Below are 21,137 nucleotides of genomic sequence, written 5' to 3'. Positions count from 1 at the left end.
CTGGAAACGTATCGATGGAGCCACCGGATCAGCCGAGGGTTCGTTTGCTTCTTCCAATACCTTTTAGTCCGACACAACACCGTTCTGAATATTCACTACAGATAACAATACAAGACAGAGCGTTGAACTCTATTCGGATCGAATGACACCGTAATGACTGTCGGTGAGCGCATCGCGCCAGTAGATGAGGTTCCAGAAGAGACGACAGTGCTGTTCACCGTTCGGGAGGTGGCGACCGACGAGCGAACGGAGGGCATACTGGTCCGTTCAAACGGAACGATCACCAGTTGGTTGAACTACTGTCAGCATCTTACACATATTCGCCTAGACAAAGGCTCTGGAGCCGGACTGCGCGACGGCGAGATCGTCTGTACCAACCATGGCGCGATGTTCGACGCCGACACCGGCCAGTGTACGTACGGGCCGTGTGAAGGGGCGTATCTCAACGCACTCGATGTAACGATCGAAAACGATGGGGTGTATCTCACCGACGACGCGTATGAATTCGTCGCCCTTGGTCCCGCTGAAACCGACGATCTCGATCTCACGTCAACCTCGAACGTGGAGTTTTGATCGATCGCACGGTTCGAGCCAGCACGTCCGGCGGCCCATGAATCCGCGCGGGAGGAGGTCAATATCCTGCCACCACTCGATTGCAGAGACGAACGACTGAAATTCCAAGGAGGAGAGACGCGCCACCACAAACGAAACTCATCATCGACGGAACGTCCGGATCGGTTGTCCAAATCCCGCCCCAGATACAGACCGCGGCGACGACGATACAGAGAAACCGCCCACCTGAGCTAATCCGTGTGAACCACGCGCCGATCCGATAGCCGACAGCCGTCCACGAGACGGCGTATCCGACTACGATACTGCCTACGCCGTAACCGACCCACGGCCACACGACCGTCAATTCACTGATTATCCATATAGCCGGCGTGAGTACGGCGAGAACGCCCATCAAAACGTCACGAAGGAGTCGCCGGGTGGTCGCGTCACTCGCTGCAGCACTCAAATCAATCATTAATAAAATACACTACAGTTTGCATAAATAATTTGTTATCTACCGCCACCGATTTCGGAGAACGATCACGTGTCAGCCGAGAGATCCCGTCCACCTTCGACGTGGACGAGTTCCTCAACCGGTGGAAGATCGGCGTCGGCGTCGGTAATGATCTCGATGCGCCGGGTGGTCTTCTCCGTGGCGTACTCGATCAGCGGTGTGGCGTCAACGGGTCGTTCGCCTGCGCTGTCACCGTAATCGAGCGAACCGACAACGTGTCCCAACAGTTCTTGGAGGGTCGACCGCACGATTTCGGGATCGACGTCGTCCTCTGCGATGAGCCGCTGGACTTCGTGCATACCGAAGCCGACGTGACGGCCTTCATCGCTCCGGACGCGAGTGATGCCCTCGATGAGTCCTTCGAGATGGACGGGATCGCCGCCTTGGAGATCCGCCCCTGTCGGACTGTAACTCGACTGGATGCCGTAGTAGCCGGTCTGCGCGAGAACGCTCTCGACGATGAGGTGGTAGTGGCAGTACGCTCGCGCGCGACTGGTCGGTGAATCCTCCGTGAGGAGGCGGTTCATCGCCTGCTCGGTCTTCTCGAACAGCGCCACGTAATCGTCGTTGAAATACCGCTGATCCGTGGGAGCGGTCACCTCGAAGCCACGCTCTTTTGCGACCGGATCGATCACATCCCGCCAGTACCGATCGAAAAACTGGGTGTGTTTCGCCTCCTCGTACAGTTGCGACGTGAGAAACATCTGTTTGTTCACGTCCTCGGTGACGATCAACAGGGGCGTGAGGTCCTCCGTCACGGACTCCTCGCCTGCGCCGAACAGCGCGAGGGTCCGGCGGAGACCGTCGAACGCCGGTTCTGTCATCTCGTGGGCGATCAGGCGCTGGCGATCCTGTTCAAGGAGTTCCTCGGGAATGTCTTCGTAGGGATCCCAGTGGCGATACACCGCGTTCCGGAAGTAGCCGCCCGCGAACGACGATGGATCGAGTCGGTGGGTTCGGGTTTCGTCTTGGACCTGTGTCATCTGTGTGACAGTGGTGTATTATGTATCGGACGGGTTAAACACTCGTCTCAAACAGGAGTCCACTCGAAAATAGTTCACTCTACAGCGTATTCACTCGTTCACGGCGTCCATCGCGTCTTCGAGTGTAAACTGGCCTTCATACAACGCCGTGCCGACGACGACAGCCGCTGCACCGGCACGTTCGAGCGAACGGATGTCCGCGATCGATCCGACGCCGCCACTTGCGACGACCGGGATGTCGACGTGCTCAACGACGCGCTCAACCCGATCGGTTCGCACGCCGTCGAGTCGCCCCTCCACGTCTACATCGGTGAACAGAATGGCCCCCGCGCCCAGTTCCTCGTAGCGTTGGGCCGCCGTCGCAGGATCAAGTCCAGTGCCTTCGGTCCAGCCCGAGACGACGACCTCGCCGTCTTTCGCGTCGAGGCTCACCATCACCGATCCGGGGTGGTCTTCGCTGATCGTCGCGACGATCTCGGGCGTTTCAACCGCTGCCGTTCCGAGAATCACGCGATCGATTCCCTGCTCAAGGAGTCCGATCGCGTCTGCCGCTGTGCGGATTCCCCCACCGACTTGAACGTCGACGGGACTGGTGGCGATCGCCGCGATCGCGTCGGCGTTCCGTCGGGTCCCCTCGAATGCGCCATCGAGATCGATCAGATGCAACGTGGACGCACCGGCGTCGATCCACCGTGTCGCAGCGTCGGTCGGATCGCCGTACGTCCGCCCTGTCCCGCGTTCGCCGCCGACGAGTTGGACAGCTTGACCCTCCTGAACGTCGACTGCGGGAATGACTTCGAACTCCGGAAACATACTCGCGCCTCGGGGAGCAACGGGTTAAACGGGACGGATACGGTCGTCGTGAACCGAGAACCACTCAGAATACAAATCGTTCGATCAGCTGTCGCCAGAGCGCCGGCTGTCGGGACGCTCGCGAATGGGTGGAGTGGGGCCCGTCTCCCCCGGTGGCCTACCGGTGGGGAGATGGCGGAACCCGTGATACTACGTTTGTCACGGCATGGGCGAAACGTTTGGGGGCCAGCCAGCGACGGCGGAAACGAACGTCCATGTCGGATTCACGCCCGTCCGCAGAACGCGAAGCGTTCTGCTGTGCGAACGAGACGCATCGCCTCTCGTCAACGCCGTGAACGGCGGGACTCTCTCCTTGAAAGAACAGTCGCCAAGAACGCAATGCTCCGAATCTGACTGCTCTGTAGGCGACTCGTCCGTTATGAACAACCTCGGATTCAATTCCATCATCTATGAAAACAGCATCGGTGTCACTCCTCTGTCCCAGAATCGTATTCGCACCCCCATTTATATAACGAAACAACATAACTTGTTTGTCATATTCACAGTTTGTGAAATATATAATGCATCACACGCTATTTATTTTGTTGTTTGTCGAGATTATAGACAAGAAGCATCTCTCTATTAAAGCCGGGTGCAGCCGTCACCAACAGGGGACCTACTTGGCAGCGTGAAATAATTACCTATTATTCAAAATATTACAGGCAACAGTCGCGCATACGGATTCCTTCATTTTTGACCGGCACATATGCTGAGACTGCAACAGCAAGGCCTAACATTGTGGCCATCAAAGCGCCGATGATGCCCACTGTCGAATACCTAAACTACGAAGTGCTTGACGACCAGGGGTGGTCGTTGGAAGATGACGAGCTGTTTGAGAAGGCCGCGGAGGAGGACTTCGACGACGAGGATTACGGCACGATCGACGTAAACCCAGGCGAGTACATTCTTGAAGCCGCAGAGGCTCAAGGATACGACTGGCCGTTCTCGTGCCGGGCCGGTGCGTGTGCGAACTGCGCCGCCATCCTCAAGGAAGGAGAGATCGAGATGGACATGCAGCAGATCCTCTCCGATGAGGAAGTCGAGGACCGCAATGTGCGACTGACCTGCATCGGATCGCCGGGTGCCGACGAAGTGAAGATCGTCTACAACGCGAAACACCTCGATTACCTCCAGAACCGCGTTATCTGATCTGAGCCGGCCGTACGAACACCACGCCGCATCGGGCTTATTTTCCGTTTCTCTATTCATTGCTATCCATACCATCACCCATAAAACCAAGGGTAGAAGAGCACAGTCGGCAGTGGATACGGCAGCAATCAGGCACTATCAGATGCCGGTAGAGTACCGCAGGATGCCAGCGATGCCGCCAAACGCGTTCATCAGTTGTTCGCCTTCCTCGAAGTCCGTAGAGATGAGTTTCGTTTCGGTGCCGCGCTGTTCTGCGATGTCGATCAGGTGCTCAATGATATCTTCTCGGGTAGCGGCTTCGGCAGAGACGACAGCCCCACACTGTTCACACTCGTGGTCCGGCGTGTTCTTACGGCGATCGATGACTTCGCGCTGTTCGTGATCGTTCTCACAGACGTAAGTGATCACGTCTTTCCGGAGATCTTCGCTCAACAGCAATCGGTCGACAGCACCCATCAGGAGGTTCTGTCGGGTCGACTCGAAGCCGTAGGTCGCAAGCTCCCCCTGGTGGAGTTCCTTGAAGAACTCGTCCATCTGGGACTTGTCCTTCATCATTTCCGTTTCGGCCAGCACGTCGCTGGCGGCGTTGACAAGATCCGATAACCCGGATTCGTCGGTGTAGGAGACATCGAACTTCCCGAGCACGATGTCCTGTAGCTCGTGGTGGAGATACTCGCCGTCTAAGAACTCGTCTTTGGTTGGCGAGGGACCACCGACGAGTACGCCGTCCATTTCGTGGCGTTCGGGAACGAACAGGTCGTTTGCCATCCCTGCGACTTCCTGATAGAAGTTATCGATGGCTTCGAGCCGGAGTCTGGCGAACCGCTGGGCTGACTGACCGCCTTTTCTCTGCTTGCCGGGCACGAGCGAGGAGGCGCTCTTGACAGGTTCGACTCGCTTCCCTTTGAGCCAGCCGACGTTCGCCTCCCGCCGGTCGAGGACGATCAGCCCGAACAGTCCCTTATCGCCCAGCATCTCCTCAAGCGGCTCGGTGAGAAAATCGGAGTCACAGTGATAAATAAACGACTCGATCGGCTGGGGAGGATGTTCGAGCACCCGAGTTACCATATCGGTTTGGCCGCCACCGGCGTCGATCGCCCCCGAGAACAATACCATTCCGTTTTCCGGCGGGTTGTCGTAATACCGGAGTCGATCCTTGATACTGGTGAGGGCGTCCTGTACCGCCGTTCGCGTCTGTTTCGATTTGATGTTTGACGCTTCGCTGTGCTCTTGGGTTACATGAGCGACGATGTCGCTGATCTGGCGATCGGGGGGGACGTAGATTGACACGAGTTGTGTGCCAGATCCCGAATATTCCGTGAGTTCCTCGATCACCTTCCGGAATTCGTATTTCCGTCGATCCGACTGGTCGTCATCATTCATTGGGGGGAAATAGATGGATGAGGCGTAAGTACCCTTTGCACCGAGGGAAGAGTTTAGTGTCCCACCCCCTGAGAAAGGATGTATGAGTGGGCGGGTCTTCGCTATTGGGGGCGGGAAAGGCGGTGTCGGAAAAACGACTGCCGTCAGCAATCTCGCAACCGCGCTCTCGGCTGCCGGCTACGATGTGGTGGCTTTAGATGTTGATCTCGGCATGTCGAATCTCGGACCAGTGCTCGGAATTCAACCCGACGGCGGTCCGACGATTCACAACGTTCTCGCAGGAGACGCTGGCATCAGTGAGGCGACCTATGAGACAGAGAGGGGCTTTTCGGTCATTCCCGGCACGCAAGCCCTCGATGAGTACGCTGCCGCCGATCCCTCCCGACTGCAGTACACGACGGGACCGTTAACGGAAGAGTACGATGTCATCCTGTTAGACACTAGCGCCGGACTCTCTAATGAGGTGATCTCTCCGCTGCGTATTGCTGACGGCGTCGTGCTCGTCACGACGCCGGATGTCGTGGCGATCAGAGACGCGGCAAAGACGGGAGAACTCGCTGCCCGAGTCGGGGGAACCGTTGAGGGAGTCGTTGTCAACCAAGCACGTGAGGACGAGGAAACCAGAGAGCTGATCGACGAACTGGGTGATGAGGTGCTCGCTGCGGTTCCAAAAGACGATACGATCACCATGACACACATCGTTGCGCGGACTGCCAGTCCCGCAGCGGCTGCCTTCTCGGATCTGGCGGGGACGTTAGTCGGCGTCAACCAACTCGAAGAGACTCACGGAGCGTACGCGACACAGGCAGCACCTGCTCCGGATCCGGAACCGGAACCGGAACCGGATTCTGCTGGTGATGACCGTCCAGCGGACGGGACGCCGCAACCAGCAGACACTGCCGCCGAAAGCGAGCAAACGACGGCAGAGACCGACAGCGAAAGCGGACCGATAGCGACAGCCGCATACGACCAAGAACAAGCGGAGACGGAGTCGTTTTTCACCGAGCAACGTGAGGAGGAAAAGCGAGCGAGCGCGCTCGGCCGGCTTCGACGCATCTTCGAGTGATCAATCGGTCTTTGCCCGTTCGCGGATGAGATCGCGGAGCGAGTCGCTGTCATCAATGGCTTCGATCTCTTCGCGTTGGATGAGCGCCGTTTCCTCGACTGATTCGCGGTTGGTGTCCTCAACCACGTATACTGATGTCGTTTGTGTAACGTTTCCAACGGAGCTCATGATTTTCGCGCGCTTTTTAGCGGTGCGGGTGAACGCCGAGTGTCCTGTGAGCATCTTGATCCGTTCACGGTCGTCTTCGCTGACCGCCTTGAACGGCGACCGTCGCGTTGGATGAACATCGAACCCGACGCGCGTAAGAACGGTGACAAGTTGCTCGTCGTCAGGATCAATCTCAGCGTCGTCAGGGTCGTCGTCGTCGTGGATCGACTCGGGATCGAACACATCGATCGGATCCGTAAGCGGGGCCTCGAACAGACCTTCGAGTTGGACGGCAACCTCGACGCTCGCGTTCATTCCGTCCTCGTACTTCGAAACCGTGCGTCGTGAGACGCCGAGTTCCGTTGCGAGTCGGCCGAGGCTCCAGTCACGATCCTTACGAGCATCAGCCAGCACGCTGCCGTCGATGTTCACGTACAGTCCGCCGGGAGCGGCATAAATGAGCGGCGGAACTTCCTCGACGAACAGATCCATCGCCGTATCCGGGCTGAGCACCGGAACGCCGTGTCGGAAGTAGACGACACCCGGATCGAGCTTTTCATCGCGGGTTCGCAAGCCGATAACGATCGGCGTCGCGTCGAGATACATCCCGAGTCGACGCATCTCCATCCCGATCGGGGTGTCGAACGAATCGATATTTCCAAGAATTTTTACCAGGATTATCTCCTTTCCCCGACGTGCTGCGACATCGAAACTCTTTGGGCGCACAGCACACCGGTCGCTCACGAGAAAGCCCGCGTCCTCAAGCATGGCTATCACGTTCCCGACCAGTGCAGACCGAGACATAGATGATTATAGGCGATTCTGACCATATATGCGTTGTGTCGTTGTAGATATCTGTCTCGATCGGCTGGCGAAAGCCGTTTGAACGCTGGCCTGAAACGCTCTCTCGTGACGATTATCGGGATCGACGATACGGATTCCCGTGAGACGGGGATGTGCACCACCTACGTCGCTCACACGGTCGCACGACGCTTTCGTGAGCGTGAGCGTGCGCTCGATCGCTCGACACCGGACGAGCGGTCCTTGCTCGTTCGGTTGAATCCTGCTGTCGAGCACAAAACTCGTGGGAACGCCGCAGTCGCGTTGTCCACCACGCTTGATCCGGAAACCGCGGTGCCGATCGTGAGTGAGAGCATCGACCAGCTGGCACAGGTCGACGACCCGAACACGAATCCGGGGATGGTCATCGCACCCGACACTGCCGAGTGGAGCAGTGTTGACGCTACTGATGCCGTGTTCGCGTTCGCCCGGGCCGCGCTTGGCGAACGACTCACCATCTCCGACGCCGAGCGTGTTCTCGATGTCACCGGCTACCGATCGAACTATTGGGGCAACGGTCGCGGCCGGATCGGCGCGCTCGCCGCCATCGGTGCGTGGATCGGACGGCAGCGGGCGTTACACACCGATGACACCACTGTCGCGGATCGAGAGAGCGCAGGAGGGTTCACCGACTGGACGTACGAGTGTATCTCCTACCGCGACCGGGAGCGCTGGGGAACCCCCCGCGATGTCGACGCCGAATCGGTGTATCGAGCGGCCGAAGCGGGCTATCCGGCGGTGTGGGACACGGTGGACCGTGAAGAACGGGAGTTGGTGTGTGTTCCTCACACTCCCTGTCCGATTCTGTACGGCGTCCGCGGAGACGATCCCGATGATTGTGTGAGCGTTGCCGCGGCGATCGACAGCGAGCCAGTGGCAACGCGTGAGACGTTCGTGACGAACCAAGGCACCGACACGCACCTCCACGACGTCGAACACCTCGACGCCGTCGTAGACGGTCGCGCGTATCGGGTCGAAGGGTCGGTTGGATCTCCACCCGAAACGAAGCGGGGAGGACACGTGTTTACGACACTCACAGACGATTCGGGAACGATCGAGTGTGTGGCGTTCGCGCCGACGAAGCGATTCCGTGATTACGTGCGCGCACTCAAACCGGGCGATCGCATCACAGTCTGTGGGGAGGTGTCGGAAGGGACACTCAAGCTAGAGAAGTTCGCCGTTCGCTCGCTCCGAGCAACCGAACGCGTCACGCCGACCTGTCCCGACTGCGGCCGCCGGATGGAAAGCGCCGGACGCGAACAGGGCTATCGCTGCCGGGACTGTGGCACGAACGCGCCTGAAAAAGCCGAACGGGAGATCGAGCGCGATCTTGAATCTGGGTGGTATGAGGTGCCGCCGTGTGCCCGCCGCCACGTCGCTAAACCGCTGATCCGTGGCGGCTTCGACGCGCCCATACACCCCGAACGGTAGACTGACAGGGCAGAACAGGGCAAAACGGGAGGCTCGACCGTCGCTATCGTTTTGGTGCTGTGGGTACAATGTACATACATGAGCACGAAGAAAGTGAACTTCCGGCTTCCGGAGGAACTCATCACCCACGCCGATGTTGCGAGCGAAATAACGCACAAGAACCGTACCGAGCTTCTCATTGAGGCGCTTCGGGAGTATATAGCAGACATCGAATCAGACGAAGAGTTCCGCGAGTCTGTGGTGGAGTTGTATCTCACCGACGAGATTGATGTCGAGACGTTGGAACTGATCATCGGTCGTCAGGACGCGAAAGCAGTACAATCTTCGAAGCGGTTGCTCGATCGGAGTGATGAACTCGCGGACACACTCGGAGAACAGTGAGCGTAAGATGGTCGTCGTTGATACCAGTGCATTCGTTTCGATCGCGGTCGGAGACTGCTTAGAACTCGTCTTCTCGGAGTTCGACATCACCACTACAACTCGGGTCGTAGACGAACTCAAAAACACTGCAGCGTATGATGACCCACACGGACGCGGTGCGACAGCCGTACTCGAACGAATGGACCACGTTACAGTACGCGATGTGACGGCACCGGAGCTACTATCAAATCGCATCGACACTGGCGAGGCAAGCTGTATCGCTGTCGTTCGAAACACCAATGCGTCTATTCTCGTCACAGACGATTTCAGGGCACTCCCTGAGTTGGAGGCGCTCGTAGAGACTGACGTCGTTCTCTCTCCGGTGCTTCTTCGAAGCCTTTGCGACCGTGGCGTTCTCACCGAATCGGAAGTTCGCTCTGCACTCGAAACGATAGCAACAGAGCGCGATTGGCTCGGCGCACCGATCTACCGCTATGCACGATCACTCTTCGAGTGAGAGCGGTGACCGCATTGATCGGATCGAGAAATTGGAAGACTGTTAGAGCTACTGATACGATTCAGACTGGAGTTACTTTTTCAATCCGCTGCCAGTGAGCGGAACGACGACATCGTCGTCAGGATCGAGTACGCCGCGCTCGCGGTACCGTTCGAGCGCAGCGGGGGCGATGGCACTGGTCGGTTCGACGTAAAAGCCGTGGCGACCGAGCGCGCCGAGTTCGGCTTCGACCGCCGTCGAACCGAGCGCGATACAGTCACCATCGGTCGCCGCGATCGCGTCCATGATCTGGTTCTTTCTGACTGGCTCACGGATGTGGATGCCGTCGGCGGCGTCGTTCGTGTCGCCGTCTGCCGCGCCGTGCAGTTCGCGCGCGATAGGATCGTAGCCGGCGGCCTGAACGCCGAGCAGTCGCGGTAGCTCATCGATCAGATCCATCTGATCGAGCCGTCTGAAGCCCCGGTATGCGCCCAGAAACAGCGTGCCGTGGCCCAGTGGCATGAGGAGCGCGTCGGGAGCCGACCAGCCCCGGCGGGCAGCAATCTCGTAGGCAATGGTCGCCGTGCCCTCGAAAAAGAACGGATTCCACGCGTGGCTCGCGTACCATCCCTCACCCCGTTCGACCGCCGCGACGCACGCGTCAGTCACGTCCTGGCGCGATCCTTCGACGCGGACGATCGACGCGCCCGTTCGCTCGATCGCGCGCACCTTCGCGGACGGCGCACTGGCAGGAACGTACACCGTGCAGTCGAGGCCAGCGCGAGCGGCGTAAGTGGCGATAGCCGCGCCCGCGTTCCCTGAGGAGTCCTCAATCACGCGATCGACGCCCAACTCGACCGCACGGGAAAGCACCGCTGCCGCCCCCCGGTCTTTGAAACTGCCGGTGGGGGAGACGTATTCGAGCATGAACTGACATGACCACGGTTCAGGCGCAGTGACCAGCGGTGTGGCTCCCGCACCGAGGCAGACCCGCTGTCGTGCAGGAAGGGCCAGCAACGCGTCGAATCCCCATAGCCCAGCGGTGAGATCGATCGTCTCGGGATCGATCTCCGCTGTGTCAGGAAGCGGAGCGTCGATATCGAGGGGATGGCCACACGCACACCGCCAGCGATCGGTGTACGTGCGTCCACAGGACGAACAGCGAAGGCGAAGGGCGTCAGGGTCAGGGGCAGAGTGGTCAGTACTCATCGAGATTGGTGCCGAGTGAGCAGACGTACTCTCCGGTTGCAACCTGTGGCAGCCGTCGCGTGCGCCAGAACACGCCGGCCGAATCAGCGGTAACGGTGGATTTGACCCGACCGAACGGATCGGTCACGTCGAAAAGGGGATCACCGCTTTCGACCCGCTCACCGAGAGCAGGTTTAAACGTCACCAAACCACCCACCGGCGAGCCGTACTGTTCGAACGCGTTTGCGCGTGTCTGTGGGTTGATGTCGATCGAGCCGTCTAAAAACCCGTAGTACTTGAGCACCCGATACACGCCACGGAGACCGCGCTCGATACTGTCGTGATCCCAACCAACGGAGCCGCCCAACTCGGGATCGATCGTGGGAACCCCGTCGTTGGGTGCCGTTCGCGCGAGCTGTCCGTCCGGTCCCTTCTGATCGAGGATGAATCCACAGTCGAACACTTTTGCGAGTTCGAGACACTCCGTGTGAAGCCGGTGGCGCGATCCACACCTGACGCGGGTTTCATCGATCATACGGCTGGTCGAGCCTTGGTGGAGATCGAGCGCGAGATCAGCCCGCGTCACGGCGTTGAACGTAGCGTGTGCGATGCGCTCGGTCGACATCCCGTTGGGGTCGCCCGGATACGCCCGGTTCAGTTTCGTATCGTCGATCGGATTGCGGTGTTCAGCGACGTGAAAGCCGTAGTAGTTGACGATCCCAACGATGAGGATCTGTCCGGAGATCTCGCTGGGATCGAGTTGGGGAACCAGCCGTTGGATGACCCCGAGGCCGTTAAGTTCGTCGCCGTCGCTCACTGCCTGAATGTACAGGGTTTTGCCGTCGTTCGCACCGTTGATCACCGCAACCGGAAGGCCGACGTCGCTGCCATCACGGGCCTCGCCGACAGACAGCCGTCCCGTTGCGATTTCGTTGGGACACGCGGTTGCGGTGCCGAGCGTCGTCATTGTGTATATTCGGTAAATCCATACCCTTAGACCGTTCGATTCAAGGGCGATTTTCGCACTCCGTCGGGGAAATATTGAGCAGCATACCACGTACCATTGCGAAGATGATTTCTATTCGCTCGCCCAATTGTCGGGCGTGGACGACAGTATCGACGAGTCCGAGACAGCCGATCGTTCGGGGACAGCGGCGTTTCTCGACGCGCTTCGCGTCGCCCGAAACGGCAAGATCGGGATCGGGGTGGGTGTCGCCTTCGCCGCGCTGATGTACGTCGTTCGGGTGTTCGAACTCCGCGGCCCGGCCCCAGACGGTGTCGGTGGACCGTTCCTCTTTCTCGCGCTGGCGTTCGTCCTCGCGTTCGGAACCGCTCTCCTCGTCACGATTGTGCTCACAGTCGTGTCGGCGTATCGAGCCGTCCGGCGGGCGGCGTGACCGGAGTCAATCGTCTGATACACTCACTGACGCGAGCCCCGTGCGCGTGATTCGGTCGTCGAGTGTCGGTGCGACGCCCTGCGCTCGGGCATACGACGCGAGCAGTTCGTACTGGACTCCGACCGATTCGGTCTCCGCTTCGATGTCGAATGAACGTACGAGGTTTTCGGGCGCGCAAATCCGGTAGAACGCCGACGGATCGATCGGCTCGCCGTCGATGGTCGCCGTGGCTAGCTCCCGCCGCGCGTAATCGAACGTCACCGAGCCGCCGCTCAGGTGGACGTGCCAGAACGCAGGCTGTGCGGGATAGACAATGTCTCCACCGGAGGCGAAGATGTCGAGGAGGGTCGTTCCCGGAACGGTCGTCTTCACCACGTCCATATCGAACGGGACGACGCTGATGAGGTCCGCAATCGTCACGTCGCCGGACAGCACCGGGCCTCCACGCATTCCGGCGCTGTGTTGGAGACTGATCGTTGCGCCGGTGGCCCACCGGTAGGCGTCGGTCACGAAATTTCCGAGCCGAGATTCGCCGTGAAACCGATCCGACATCGATCGACTGATCGGTTCGTCAACCGTGGCAACGGTCTCGTCCACCCCGGCTGTGGTTCGCAGCTCTCGAAAGGTCCGCTCGATCGCTGGCGTTGGTGGGAATGCCGCGACGGTGTGGCGGGTGGCTGTCCATTCCCCCTCGTACCGCAGTTCGGCAAGATCAGCGCCCTCGCCGGACGTTCGTACCACCAGCGTGCCGTCAACGCGATCGATTCGGGGCCGATCGTGCGTGTGGCCGTCACAGATCACGTCGATGTCGACTGCCGCGAGGTCGTCAACCTCCCCGAGCCCGTGATCCTCAGACTCACCGAGATGAGAGAGACAAACGACGTGATCGACGGATCGGTCACGAAGCGCCGCGACAGCGTCGTCCGCGGCCGCGATCGGATCCGTTACTGACAGCGATCGCGCTCCGGGAGATTTCTCCGGCGTTTTGGGGTGTGCAAGCCCGAACAACCCGACGCGGTGGCCAGCCCGTTCGATCACCGTCCACGGAACGATCCCGGCGTCGTGGCCGAATCGCTCGTTACCGGCAAACACGTTGGCACACAGCCACGTCTGTGGCGACTGGCGAACCACCGACAGCAGTGCGTCCCGTCCGTAATCAAAATCGTGGTTGCCCAGCGTGTCGACAGCCGGCTCGATCGTGTCGAAAAACGCGAGCGCCTGCTGACCCTCGGTACGGAGCGCGAGCGCGCCGGGTGCGACGTTGTCGCCAGCACCGACAAGAAGGGTGGCTTCGTCCCGAAGCGAGGCGATCGCGCTCCCCAAACGGGCGATCCGCTCTGGATCGTCGTACGTCGCCTCGATGTCAGCGTACTGAACCACACGAACTGTCATCGGTATCGTCTGCTAACGATACGACGATAAGCCGTTCGGTTGATCGATCACACAAACAAACATAGCATCTATATTTAATATCGCCATATGGATTGACGTTTCAACCACGGAGCCGCCAGTGATCACTCGCTTCGAGGAACGAACTCGGTGACGCCAGTGAGCCACCACCAGCACAGTCCCATCATCGACGCGCCGATCGTGTTCGCCAGAAAATCGACGGTTTCTACGCTGCGACTGGGGACACTCCCTTGGAGGAGTTCCAACACGGTCCCGTACACAACGGCAACGACGACACATCCGGCGAGTCGTCGCTGGCTCGCGCGGCCGGTGGGTACGACGAACGCGTACGCCAGCGACGCGGTCAAGCCCGCGTACGCCATTCCGTGGGCGTAGGTGGCCGTCTCGAACCACCCGAGTGGGCCGATATCGATGCCGAACGGTCCGTGTGAGACCGTACCGCCGTCCGCTTCCAGTCCGACTGTCGCTGCGTCGGCCACCGTGAACACACAGATGACACCGGCGATCACCACCACCAACCCGTACCGAACCCACGACGACGCGAGAGGTAACTGTCGTTTTTCATGCATACGGAGTATCAAATATTATCAGATAAATATTTTTTATATTAGCCTGTACAAGTTATCATCCCTTCGTCATTGCTTCGAGCCGATCGCTCCCCGCTCGGGTTCCTTTTGCGATGATCACGTCGCCGGCCTTGAGCCGCGTATCGGGACCGGGCGAAACGATCCACTCGGCAGACGCGCCGGTCCCCCGCCGCACAGCGATCACTCGCATTCCGGTTTTGGTGCTCACCAGCTGCTCGCCAAGCGTTTCATCAGCGAGCGTGCTGTCGGAATCGATTTCCAGTCGGATGATGATCTCGACGCTCTCCTCGACGGCGGCGGTGACCACGGGGTGAGTGTCTAACCCCCGGAGCACGCCGTCACTGATTTCGAGGGCGGCGTCCGAAATGACTTCCGAGGCTTGGGCGAGATGCACCAGTCCACGGAGGCTGACGGCGTCATCGACACGGCCCGCCGCCTGAAGCGTCCACGCCTCGAACCGCGATTGGAGCGCGTCCACCTCGATTTCGAGCTCTCGGACTTCCCGAGCGACCGCTCGGTTGTCGAACAGCACCGCTCCGTACGCCAGATCGACCGCAAGCTCGCTCATGTTCTTCATGAGCACGATAGAGTCGACAGCGCGCCCGACATCCTCGATCGCCGTCTCGGGAGGATCTGGCGTGGGATACTCCTGACCGGTCACTTCGTTGTACACCGTATCGATTCCTTCCTCGGGACCGCGGAGCAACAACACGTCACCGGCTTTGGGTTCTGTCTGTCGGTCGGGATTTAACAGCCATTCACCCTTCCGGCGGAGCGCAATGACCCGCACGCCGGTTTCTGTTTCGAGGTTGCGGTCACCAAGCGTTCGGTCGACAAGAGCCGAGTCCGCAGCGAGTTCAACGCTCACCAGCGTTTCGAGCGCTTCAGGCAGCGCCCCACGAACGGCGTCGGGCAGCCCGATTTCCTCGGTGACGATCTTTGCAATGTCACCCGCCGCGTCGCTGATCTTCTCGGTTGCCGCCACGACGCCAAGTACCGGCGCGAGGGCCTCCGCGTCGGCGGGGTTTCGGGCCGCCATCAGGAGGCTCATCCGCGCTTTCACTTGGAGCACGTCCATCCGCTGTTCAAGCGCCAACACCTCTTGGGCGACCGACTGGCTCCCGAACAGCACTGACGAGTACGACAGATCGATCAGTAGCTCCGCCGTGTCTTTCATCTCCGAGAGGAGATCTTTCACACTGACCGGCTCGTATTCGACCGCACCCGGCTCGACGCCGGTTCGATCCCCATTTTTGTCCCGATCATCCGCCATGCGTGTAGTTCTCTCAGCCGACGCGAAAAAGGATACTGACGAGCCGGGCAAGAAAGCGAGATCAGCAAAACGATCAACCAAATCGGAGCTACTCGGTCCGGAACGAGAAATCACACGCAGGCGCGCTGTGGGTCAGCGATCCCATGGAGATGATATCGACACCTGTCGCCGCGTAGTCGGGAACCGTATCGATCGTGATCCCGCCGCTGGTCTCGCTCACCACGTCGGCCGGAAGCGTCGAAACCCCCTGTTCGACGTCCTCGGGAACCATATTATCGAACAGGACGACATCAGCCCCGGCGTCTGCGGCGCGCGCGCCATCGGCCGGCGTTTCGACTTCTACCTCGACTTGGGTTGCGAACGACGCCCGCTCACTCAGCCGTTCAATCGCCTGCTCCAGTCCCAGCTCAGCGATGTGGTTGTCTTTCACCATCACCATGTGAGAGAGATCAAGGCGGTGTGTGTCACCGCCACCAGCGGCGACAGCACGCTTTTCGAGTCCCCGTAGACCGGGTGTCGTCTTTCGCGTACCGGCGATCCGGACCGAGGGAGACACCGCTCGGGCGGCGTCGACGGCCGCGCGTGTCCGTGTTGCAACGCCCGAGGCGTGGGCCACGACGTTGACCGCGGTGCGCTCGCCTCGAAGCACCCCTGTGGCCGGTCCGGTCACCGTCAACACGGTCGTTCCGGGATCGACGGCTGTTCCGGGATCGACAGTCGATCGGACAGACAGCTCGGCATCGAGCTGTTCGAACACCGCAGTTGCGGCGTCCAACCCGGCGACGACGGCGGGTTCCGTCGCAACCAGTCGACCGGTCGTCTCGCCGGGCACGTCGTTCGTCACGTCGTGATGACCGATATCCTCAGCCAGCCACGCTTCGATCTGGCTCTGTCTAATCAGCATTGGCAGCGGATTCCTCCGTGAGGTAGTGACAGCCGGTCGATGTGGGATTGGTGGCTGCGGCGCGGGCGATGAGCAGCGCGGTCACGCTTTTTCCCCGGAGTTCATAGAGATCACGCGACGTTCGAGTCCGGGTGTAGGCGTCGACTTCACCCTTCAGTCGCCGTAGCGCCGCCGTCGCGCGTTTGAGACCCGCTGGAGTCCGTTTGAGTCCCACGTGCTCGGCCATCACCCGGTGGAGTCGCACCGATTTCTCCGCTCCGAACTGCGCGGGGAGCGCTGGATCCCGATCGAGCAGGTCGGGAGCCTCGATCGGTTGGGGATCGAAACCGGTGGCGGCCCGCCCGGCGCGCAATCCCCATACCAACCCTTCGAGCAGGCTCGTGCTGGCCAATCGGTTCGCGCCGTGGACACCGGTCCGGGAACACTCACCCACCGCAAACAACCGATCAAGAGAGGTCCGGCCGTCGCTGTCGACGGCGATCCCGCCACAGAGGAAGTGTTCGGCAGGAGCGACCGGAATTCCCGACTGCCAATCGACGCCGTGAGAGTCACACAGCGCCACGAGATCCGGAAACGTCTCTGAGAAGGGGAGTGGCGACACGTCGAGCGTCACCGTCCCAGTTCGCTCGCGCTCGCGGGCAACCGCACGCGCGACAACATCCCGTGGCGCGAGTTCGGCGTCCTCGTGGTAGTCGGACATGAACCGCTCGCCGTCGGCGTTATGCAACAGTGCGCCCTCTCCGCGAACAGCTTCGCTCACGAGGAATGGCTCGCCCGCGGTACAGACCGTCGGGTGAAACTGGACGTACTCCATGTCCCGCATGTCAGCACCCGCGAGCGCTGCCATGGCGATTCCGTCACCGGTTGCGCCGTCAGGGTTCGTGGATTCGGGATAGAGCGCGCCGATGCCTCCTGTTGCCAACACAGTGGTTCCCGCGAAGATTGGTGCAACGTCGCTGTCGGATTCGAGATACGCCCCGTGAACGCGTCCTTCGTGGGTGAGTAGATCAAGTGCGGCCGTATCCTGGTGGATGGTGACCGCATCAAGTGACGCGAGATGTGAGAGAAACGGACCGAGAATGTGACGGCCCGTGCTCGCATCAACGTGAAGGATGCGCCGCTCCGAATGGGCAGCCTCGCGCCCGTACTCGTAGTCACCGTCGGCGGCGTCGAACGACACATCGAGCGTCTCGAACAGCACGTTCTCGACGGCACCGCGGGCGTTCTCGACGAGCACGTCAACGGCCTCGGGATCGGCGGTGTCGTCGCTGGCCGTGCGAATATCCTGTTTGAATGCGGCGGGATCCGTTCGTGTGACAGCGATCCCGCCCTGTGCCCACCACGACGTTGCGTCCTCGGGTTCGGTCGCCTTCGTGACGAGTGTGACCTGTGCCCCCTCGCGGGCAGCAGCGAGTGCTGTCGCACAACCCGCGATTCCGCTGCCGACGACCAACACGTCAGTCGTCGATTCAATGGACAGCGACATCCGCAGTCACACCTCCAACATCCGGTCGAGTGCGACCTGTGCCAGTTCCGTCTCCTCGGGTGCGACCGAAATGACGTTCCGCTCACGGCCGTCAACCAACTCTTCGAGCACCCACGTCAGATAGTTGGGATCGATCTGGCGCATCGCGTTGCAGTCCATACACGCATCGCCGCACAACGGCAACACGTTCACGTCGGGATGCCACCGTTGGAGATGGTTGGTAAGGTGGATTTCTGTCCCGATGGCCCACGTCTCGCCGGGATCGGCGTTCGCAACCGTCTCGCAGATCGTCGACGTGCTCCCCGCAACGTCGGCAGCGTCCACGACTTCCCGGCGACATTCGGGATGAACGATGACGTTGGCGTCGGGATTCGCCTCGCGCACCGACTCGATATGGTCAACGCGGAACCGTTCGTGGACTTGACAGTAGCCGTCCCAGAGGACCACGTCGGCCGCCTGGATTGCCTCGTCAGTGGTCGTATTCTCGGGATCCCACGGGTCCCACTCCACGATGCTGTCCGCCAACCCGATCCGGTGGGCGGTGTTCTCCCCGAGATGTTTGTCCGGGAGAAACAGCACCTTGTCGCCGCGTTCTAACGCCCACTCGAAAGCGTGGTGGGCGTTCGAGGAGGTACACACCAGCCCGCCCTGTTCGGCACAGAACGCTTTCAGATCCGCATACGAGTTCATGTACGTGATCGGGATGATGTCAGCATCGGGGACCACGTCGGTGATCTGTGCCCACGCCGAATCGACTTGTAGGGCCTCCGCCATCCCTGCCATCGGACAGGACGCCTCCATTGATGGCAAGATCACCGTCTGGTCGTCGTCGGTGATGATGTCGGCGCTTTCGGCCATGAACGTCACCCCACAGAACACCACGTACGGCGCGTCAGCGTTCGCCGCGCGCTTGCTCAACTCATAGGAGTCACCGATGAAATCGGCGTGTTCGACGATCTCTCGACGCTGGTAGTTGTGCCCGAGAACGATCACGTCGTCACCCAGTTCTGAACGAGCTGCCTCAATGCGATCGGTCCGGTCTGCCTCGGACAGATCACGGTACGCCGGCGGGAGGCGTTCGAGGTTGTCGTATTTGAACAGACTGAGTTCCGTCTCGAACCCCGTAGTTTCCATTTCTGCCATTGGTCGGCACCGAAGTTACTAGTTCAAGGATGGGACGTATTGATAAACTTTTTTCTTCAAAAGCAGGGATCGTAGATGATCCTTCCCAGTATACCTGTTGTTTCATCTGCATAAATCTTCTGTTGTGAGTGCAAATGATGAGCCAATCGCTTTGTACAGGGGTGACCGCTGTCATCTATTCGTGGTCCCGGTCGCTTGGTGTAAAGCTAACAACGTGTCGGTCTCACACCGGCGTTTCAGATATTAGGGGGTGACGGCGAGAGCAACGTCCTCGCGGTCAGCATTGAACACTTTACCTCTCTGATTCTAGTTTATGAGCTGATGTGAGCGACAACCCGTCGTATGCCAGCTCCAACCGCGGCGACACCGACACCAATTCCGAAGGCAACTGTGATGAGTAACGGTACGAAACTGATTCCAGCTGGGTCATAACTAGGAACTAGATCAAAATAGAGCCAGATACCCAGTGAGAGTTCCAGTCCGAGCACGGCCATGACTGGCAGTAGGGCACTCACGAGGAGACCGTCATTGAGGTAGGCGCTGACGAGTGCTAGAGTGCCTGCCATGATCGGGATCGAGGGCACAATCAACAGAAACGTCAACGGGAGACCTTCATACACCGGAAAACTCGTGTACACCACAAAACTCGCAACGAAAATAACAGCAGCGAGAACGAGAAACCGTCGTGTCAGCTGTCGGTCGCGGCCGAAGAGAACTGATGAGTTTGCATAACTCATGGCAGTCTTATTTAGTCCCCATCTATAAATAATTATTCGTATCGAAAAATCGATGAGAGTACGGGAGCTTCATCTGGCCTCGTGTGACTCACCCTCTGTAAGAAAAAAGCCGGTTTTGAACGGTTGCCCCCAATGTATTTGATTCGACAGGAGGACGAACTCCGTATATCATGATCTCACAGCCAGTCACAAAGACCGTTCCCGGCACTGGAGCAAAAATACGGTCGAGTTGTCCACAAAACACTCCCGCCTTAGCTGTAGACGATCCGACCGTCCACGACCGTGTGGGTCACGTCGGTCGACGCGAGCACTCCGTGCTCTCGGAGCACTCGCTGTAATATATATTACTGACGAGCACCAACAGTAGGACATGTCGAACACGCCCGAACCAGTCCGTGATGATATCGATATCGGGGGGATGCGGGATTACCTCGCTCGGACGGACATCGACTTTGCCCTTCTGTTCGGATCGGCTGCTCGGGGGAGAGCGAGCGACTCGTCGGATGTCGACGTTGCCCTTCGATTTCCGAGATCATTGGACGATCATGAGCGGTTTCGGCGCCGTAACCGCATTGATGCAGAACTCCAACAATACGCCGACACGTTCGTTGATGTCAGCGATATAGACACTCTTCCAATCGCCGTTGCGTCCGCCGCAGTTCGAAACGGACGGCTCATCGTCGGCACCGAGGACGCCGTCACACAGTATCGAAAACGGGTTACACGACAGTATGAGGCGACAGAGAAAGAGCGCAAACAAGAGCGGAAGGCGTTTATCGATCGAATCGCCCGTGGTGACGTATAGATGGTCGACGAAGAGATCGTTGTTACCAAACTTCGCCACATTAACGAATACACCAACGATCTGAGAGAGATGCAGGGACTGCCGAAAAAGGAGTATAAATCCGATGTGATCATTCAGCGAGCTGTCGAGCGGACATGTATGAATCTAGTCCAAGCGTGTATTGATATTGCAAAACACATACGTGCGGCTGAGGATCTATCTCAAAGCGGAACATCCAAACAAAACATCGAAGCACTCGGAAACGCCGGTATCATCTCGCGTGAGACACAAAAGCGACTAGCAGAAGCTGTCGGGTTCAGAAATATCTTGGCGCATCGGTACGGAGATGTCGACCACGACATCGTGTACGACGTTCTCCACAACGACCTCCGATGGTTCGAGCAGTACCAGCAGGAACTCGCTCAGTGGTTCCAACAACAGTAATCTGTCATGTA

General features: G+C 59.4%; 24 protein-coding genes. 10 read left to right on the top strand and 14 right to left on the bottom strand.

The annotated features are described in order from the left end of the window. Positions 1-153 precede the first annotated feature (153 nt). Entirely contained in the window at positions 154-573 is a 420-nt protein-coding gene (locus EIK79_RS03600) for a Rieske (2Fe-2S) protein (RefSeq protein ID WP_124953778.1), read from the top strand. Between the two features lie 58 nt (positions 574-631). Here the strand turns inward: EIK79_RS03600 and EIK79_RS03595 are convergent, their stop codons facing one another. From EIK79_RS03595 to hisA, 3 genes are all read right to left on the bottom strand, one after another. Then, the gene (locus tag EIK79_RS03595) at positions 632-1,027 is read right to left on the bottom strand and encodes a hypothetical protein (RefSeq protein WP_124953777.1); all 396 of its coding nucleotides are present in this window, start codon (positions 1,025-1,027) and stop codon (positions 632-634) included. Positions 1,028-1,092: 65 nt separating this feature from the next. Continuing rightward, positions 1,093-2,049: a ferritin family protein gene (locus tag EIK79_RS03590; RefSeq protein ID WP_124953776.1), complete on the bottom strand. Its 957-nt coding sequence runs from the start codon at positions 2,047-2,049 to the stop codon at positions 1,093-1,095. 90 nt (positions 2,050-2,139) lie between these two features. Beyond that, a complete protein-coding gene (hisA, locus tag EIK79_RS03585; protein ID WP_124953775.1) occupies positions 2,140-2,862 on the bottom strand; it encodes a 1-(5-phosphoribosyl)-5-[(5-phosphoribosylamino)methylideneamino]imidazole-4-carboxamide isomerase in 723 nt (240 codons plus the stop codon). A 798-nt stretch (positions 2,863-3,660) separates the two neighbouring features. Here hisA and fer point away from each other — a divergent pair. Beyond that, positions 3,661-4,050, top strand: coding sequence for a ferredoxin Fer (gene fer / locus EIK79_RS03580; RefSeq protein ID WP_124953774.1), 390 nt, complete (start codon positions 3,661-3,663; stop codon positions 4,048-4,050). A 138-nt stretch (positions 4,051-4,188) separates the two neighbouring features. On the opposite strand, the gene prf1 is transcribed toward fer, so the two are convergent. After that, positions 4,189-5,433: a peptide chain release factor aRF-1 gene (gene prf1 / locus EIK79_RS03575; RefSeq protein WP_124953773.1), complete on the bottom strand. Its 1,245-nt coding sequence runs from the start codon at positions 5,431-5,433 to the stop codon at positions 4,189-4,191. Between the two features lie 82 nt (positions 5,434-5,515). On the opposite strand from prf1, the gene EIK79_RS03570 reads away from it, so the two are divergent. After that, positions 5,516-6,499 (top strand): MinD/ParA family ATP-binding protein, encoded by a 984-nt coding sequence (locus EIK79_RS03570; protein WP_124953772.1) that lies wholly within the window; start codon positions 5,516-5,518, stop codon positions 6,497-6,499. Here EIK79_RS03570 and EIK79_RS03565 read toward each other — a convergent pair whose 3' ends face one another. Continuing rightward, positions 6,500-7,450, bottom strand: coding sequence for a transcriptional regulator (locus tag EIK79_RS03565; RefSeq protein WP_124953771.1), 951 nt, complete (start codon positions 7,448-7,450; stop codon positions 6,500-6,502). Between the two features lie 105 nt (positions 7,451-7,555). Here EIK79_RS03565 and EIK79_RS03560 point away from each other — a divergent pair, with 105 nt between their 5' ends. From EIK79_RS03560 to EIK79_RS03550, 3 genes are all read left to right on the top strand, one after another. After that, positions 7,556-8,917, top strand: coding sequence for a tRNA(Ile)(2)-agmatinylcytidine synthase (locus tag EIK79_RS03560; RefSeq protein ID WP_124953770.1), 1,362 nt, complete (start codon positions 7,556-7,558; stop codon positions 8,915-8,917). A 78-nt stretch (positions 8,918-8,995) separates the two neighbouring features. Then, positions 8,996-9,298, top strand: coding sequence for a CopG family transcriptional regulator (locus EIK79_RS03555; protein WP_124953769.1), 303 nt, complete (start codon positions 8,996-8,998; stop codon positions 9,296-9,298). Beyond that, the gene (locus EIK79_RS03550) at positions 9,267-9,794 is read left to right on the top strand and encodes a hypothetical protein (RefSeq protein WP_233737922.1); all 528 of its coding nucleotides are present in this window, start codon (positions 9,267-9,269) and stop codon (positions 9,792-9,794) included. The genes EIK79_RS03555 and EIK79_RS03550 overlap by 32 nt, the downstream gene beginning before the upstream one ends. A gap of 72 nt (positions 9,795-9,866) precedes the next feature. Here EIK79_RS03550 and EIK79_RS03545 read toward each other — a convergent pair whose 3' ends face one another. Then, positions 9,867-10,982, bottom strand: coding sequence for a pyridoxal-phosphate dependent enzyme (locus tag EIK79_RS03545; RefSeq protein ID WP_124953768.1), 1,116 nt, complete (start codon positions 10,980-10,982; stop codon positions 9,867-9,869). After that, complete coding sequence (locus EIK79_RS03540; RefSeq protein WP_124953767.1) at positions 10,972-11,928, bottom strand: succinylglutamate desuccinylase/aspartoacylase family protein; 957 nt, start codon at positions 11,926-11,928, stop codon at positions 10,972-10,974. The genes EIK79_RS03545 and EIK79_RS03540 overlap by 11 nt, the downstream gene beginning before the upstream one ends. A 136-nt stretch (positions 11,929-12,064) precedes the next feature. Between EIK79_RS03540 and EIK79_RS03535 the strand changes: the two genes are divergently transcribed. Then, complete coding sequence (locus EIK79_RS03535; protein WP_233737921.1) at positions 12,065-12,358, top strand: DUF7536 family protein; 294 nt, start codon at positions 12,065-12,067, stop codon at positions 12,356-12,358. 6 nt (positions 12,359-12,364) lie between these two features. Here the strand turns inward: EIK79_RS03535 and EIK79_RS03530 are convergent, their stop codons facing one another. The 7 genes from EIK79_RS03530 to EIK79_RS03500 all read right to left on the bottom strand — a co-directional run bounded on the left by EIK79_RS03530 (position 12,365) and on the right by EIK79_RS03500 (position 19,898). After that, positions 12,365-13,750 (bottom strand): bifunctional metallophosphatase/5'-nucleotidase, encoded by a 1,386-nt coding sequence (locus tag EIK79_RS03530; protein ID WP_124953766.1) that lies wholly within the window; start codon positions 13,748-13,750, stop codon positions 12,365-12,367. A 122-nt stretch (positions 13,751-13,872) separates the two neighbouring features. After that, entirely contained in the window at positions 13,873-14,337 is a 465-nt protein-coding gene (locus tag EIK79_RS03525; RefSeq protein ID WP_124953765.1) for a VanZ family protein, read from the bottom strand. Positions 14,338-14,392: 55 nt separating this feature from the next. Next, positions 14,393-15,628: a potassium channel family protein gene (locus EIK79_RS03520; RefSeq protein WP_124953764.1), complete on the bottom strand. Its 1,236-nt coding sequence runs from the start codon at positions 15,626-15,628 to the stop codon at positions 14,393-14,395. Positions 15,629-15,716: 88 nt separating this feature from the next. Next, entirely contained in the window at positions 15,717-16,532 is an 816-nt protein-coding gene (gene nadC / locus EIK79_RS03515) for a carboxylating nicotinate-nucleotide diphosphorylase (protein ID WP_124953763.1), read from the bottom strand. Further along, positions 16,522-18,018 (bottom strand): L-aspartate oxidase, encoded by a 1,497-nt coding sequence (locus EIK79_RS03510; protein WP_124953762.1) that lies wholly within the window; start codon positions 18,016-18,018, stop codon positions 16,522-16,524. Before EIK79_RS03510 ends, nadC begins: the two co-directional genes overlap by 11 nt. A 6-nt stretch (positions 18,019-18,024) precedes the next feature. Next, a complete protein-coding gene (gene nadA, locus EIK79_RS03505) occupies positions 18,025-19,161 on the bottom strand; it encodes a quinolinate synthase NadA (RefSeq protein WP_124953761.1) in 1,137 nt (378 codons plus the stop codon). A 311-nt stretch (positions 19,162-19,472) separates the two neighbouring features. Next, entirely contained in the window at positions 19,473-19,898 is a 426-nt protein-coding gene (locus EIK79_RS03500; protein ID WP_124953760.1) for a hypothetical protein, read from the bottom strand. Positions 19,899-20,068: 170 nt separating this feature from the next. Between EIK79_RS03500 and EIK79_RS17905 the strand changes: the two genes are divergently transcribed. Genes EIK79_RS17905 through hepT form a run of 3 tightly spaced genes read left to right on the top strand, consistent with a single transcriptional unit; the run spans position 20,069 to position 21,126 of the window. After that, positions 20,069-20,236 (top strand): hypothetical protein, encoded by a 168-nt coding sequence (locus tag EIK79_RS17905; protein ID WP_185715494.1) that lies wholly within the window; start codon positions 20,069-20,071, stop codon positions 20,234-20,236. 32 nt (positions 20,237-20,268) lie between these two features. Then, positions 20,269-20,703, top strand: a complete 435-nt coding sequence (gene mntA / locus EIK79_RS03495; protein ID WP_124953759.1) for a type VII toxin-antitoxin system MntA family adenylyltransferase antitoxin — start codon at positions 20,269-20,271, stop codon at positions 20,701-20,703. Further along, positions 20,704-21,126: a type VII toxin-antitoxin system HepT family RNase toxin gene (gene hepT / locus EIK79_RS03490; RefSeq protein WP_124953758.1), complete on the top strand. Its 423-nt coding sequence runs from the start codon at positions 20,704-20,706 to the stop codon at positions 21,124-21,126. It abuts the gene before it with no gap. The last annotated feature ends 11 nt before the right edge of the window (positions 21,127-21,137 follow it).

The sequence above is a fragment of the Halocatena pleomorpha genome (genome assembly GCF_003862495.1).
GTDB classification, from domain to species: Archaea; Halobacteriota; Halobacteria; order Halobacteriales; family Haloarculaceae; genus Halocatena; species Halocatena pleomorpha.
The sequence above is the reverse complement of the archived record's forward strand: the minus strand, read 5'-3'. Positions and strand labels throughout refer to the sequence as shown.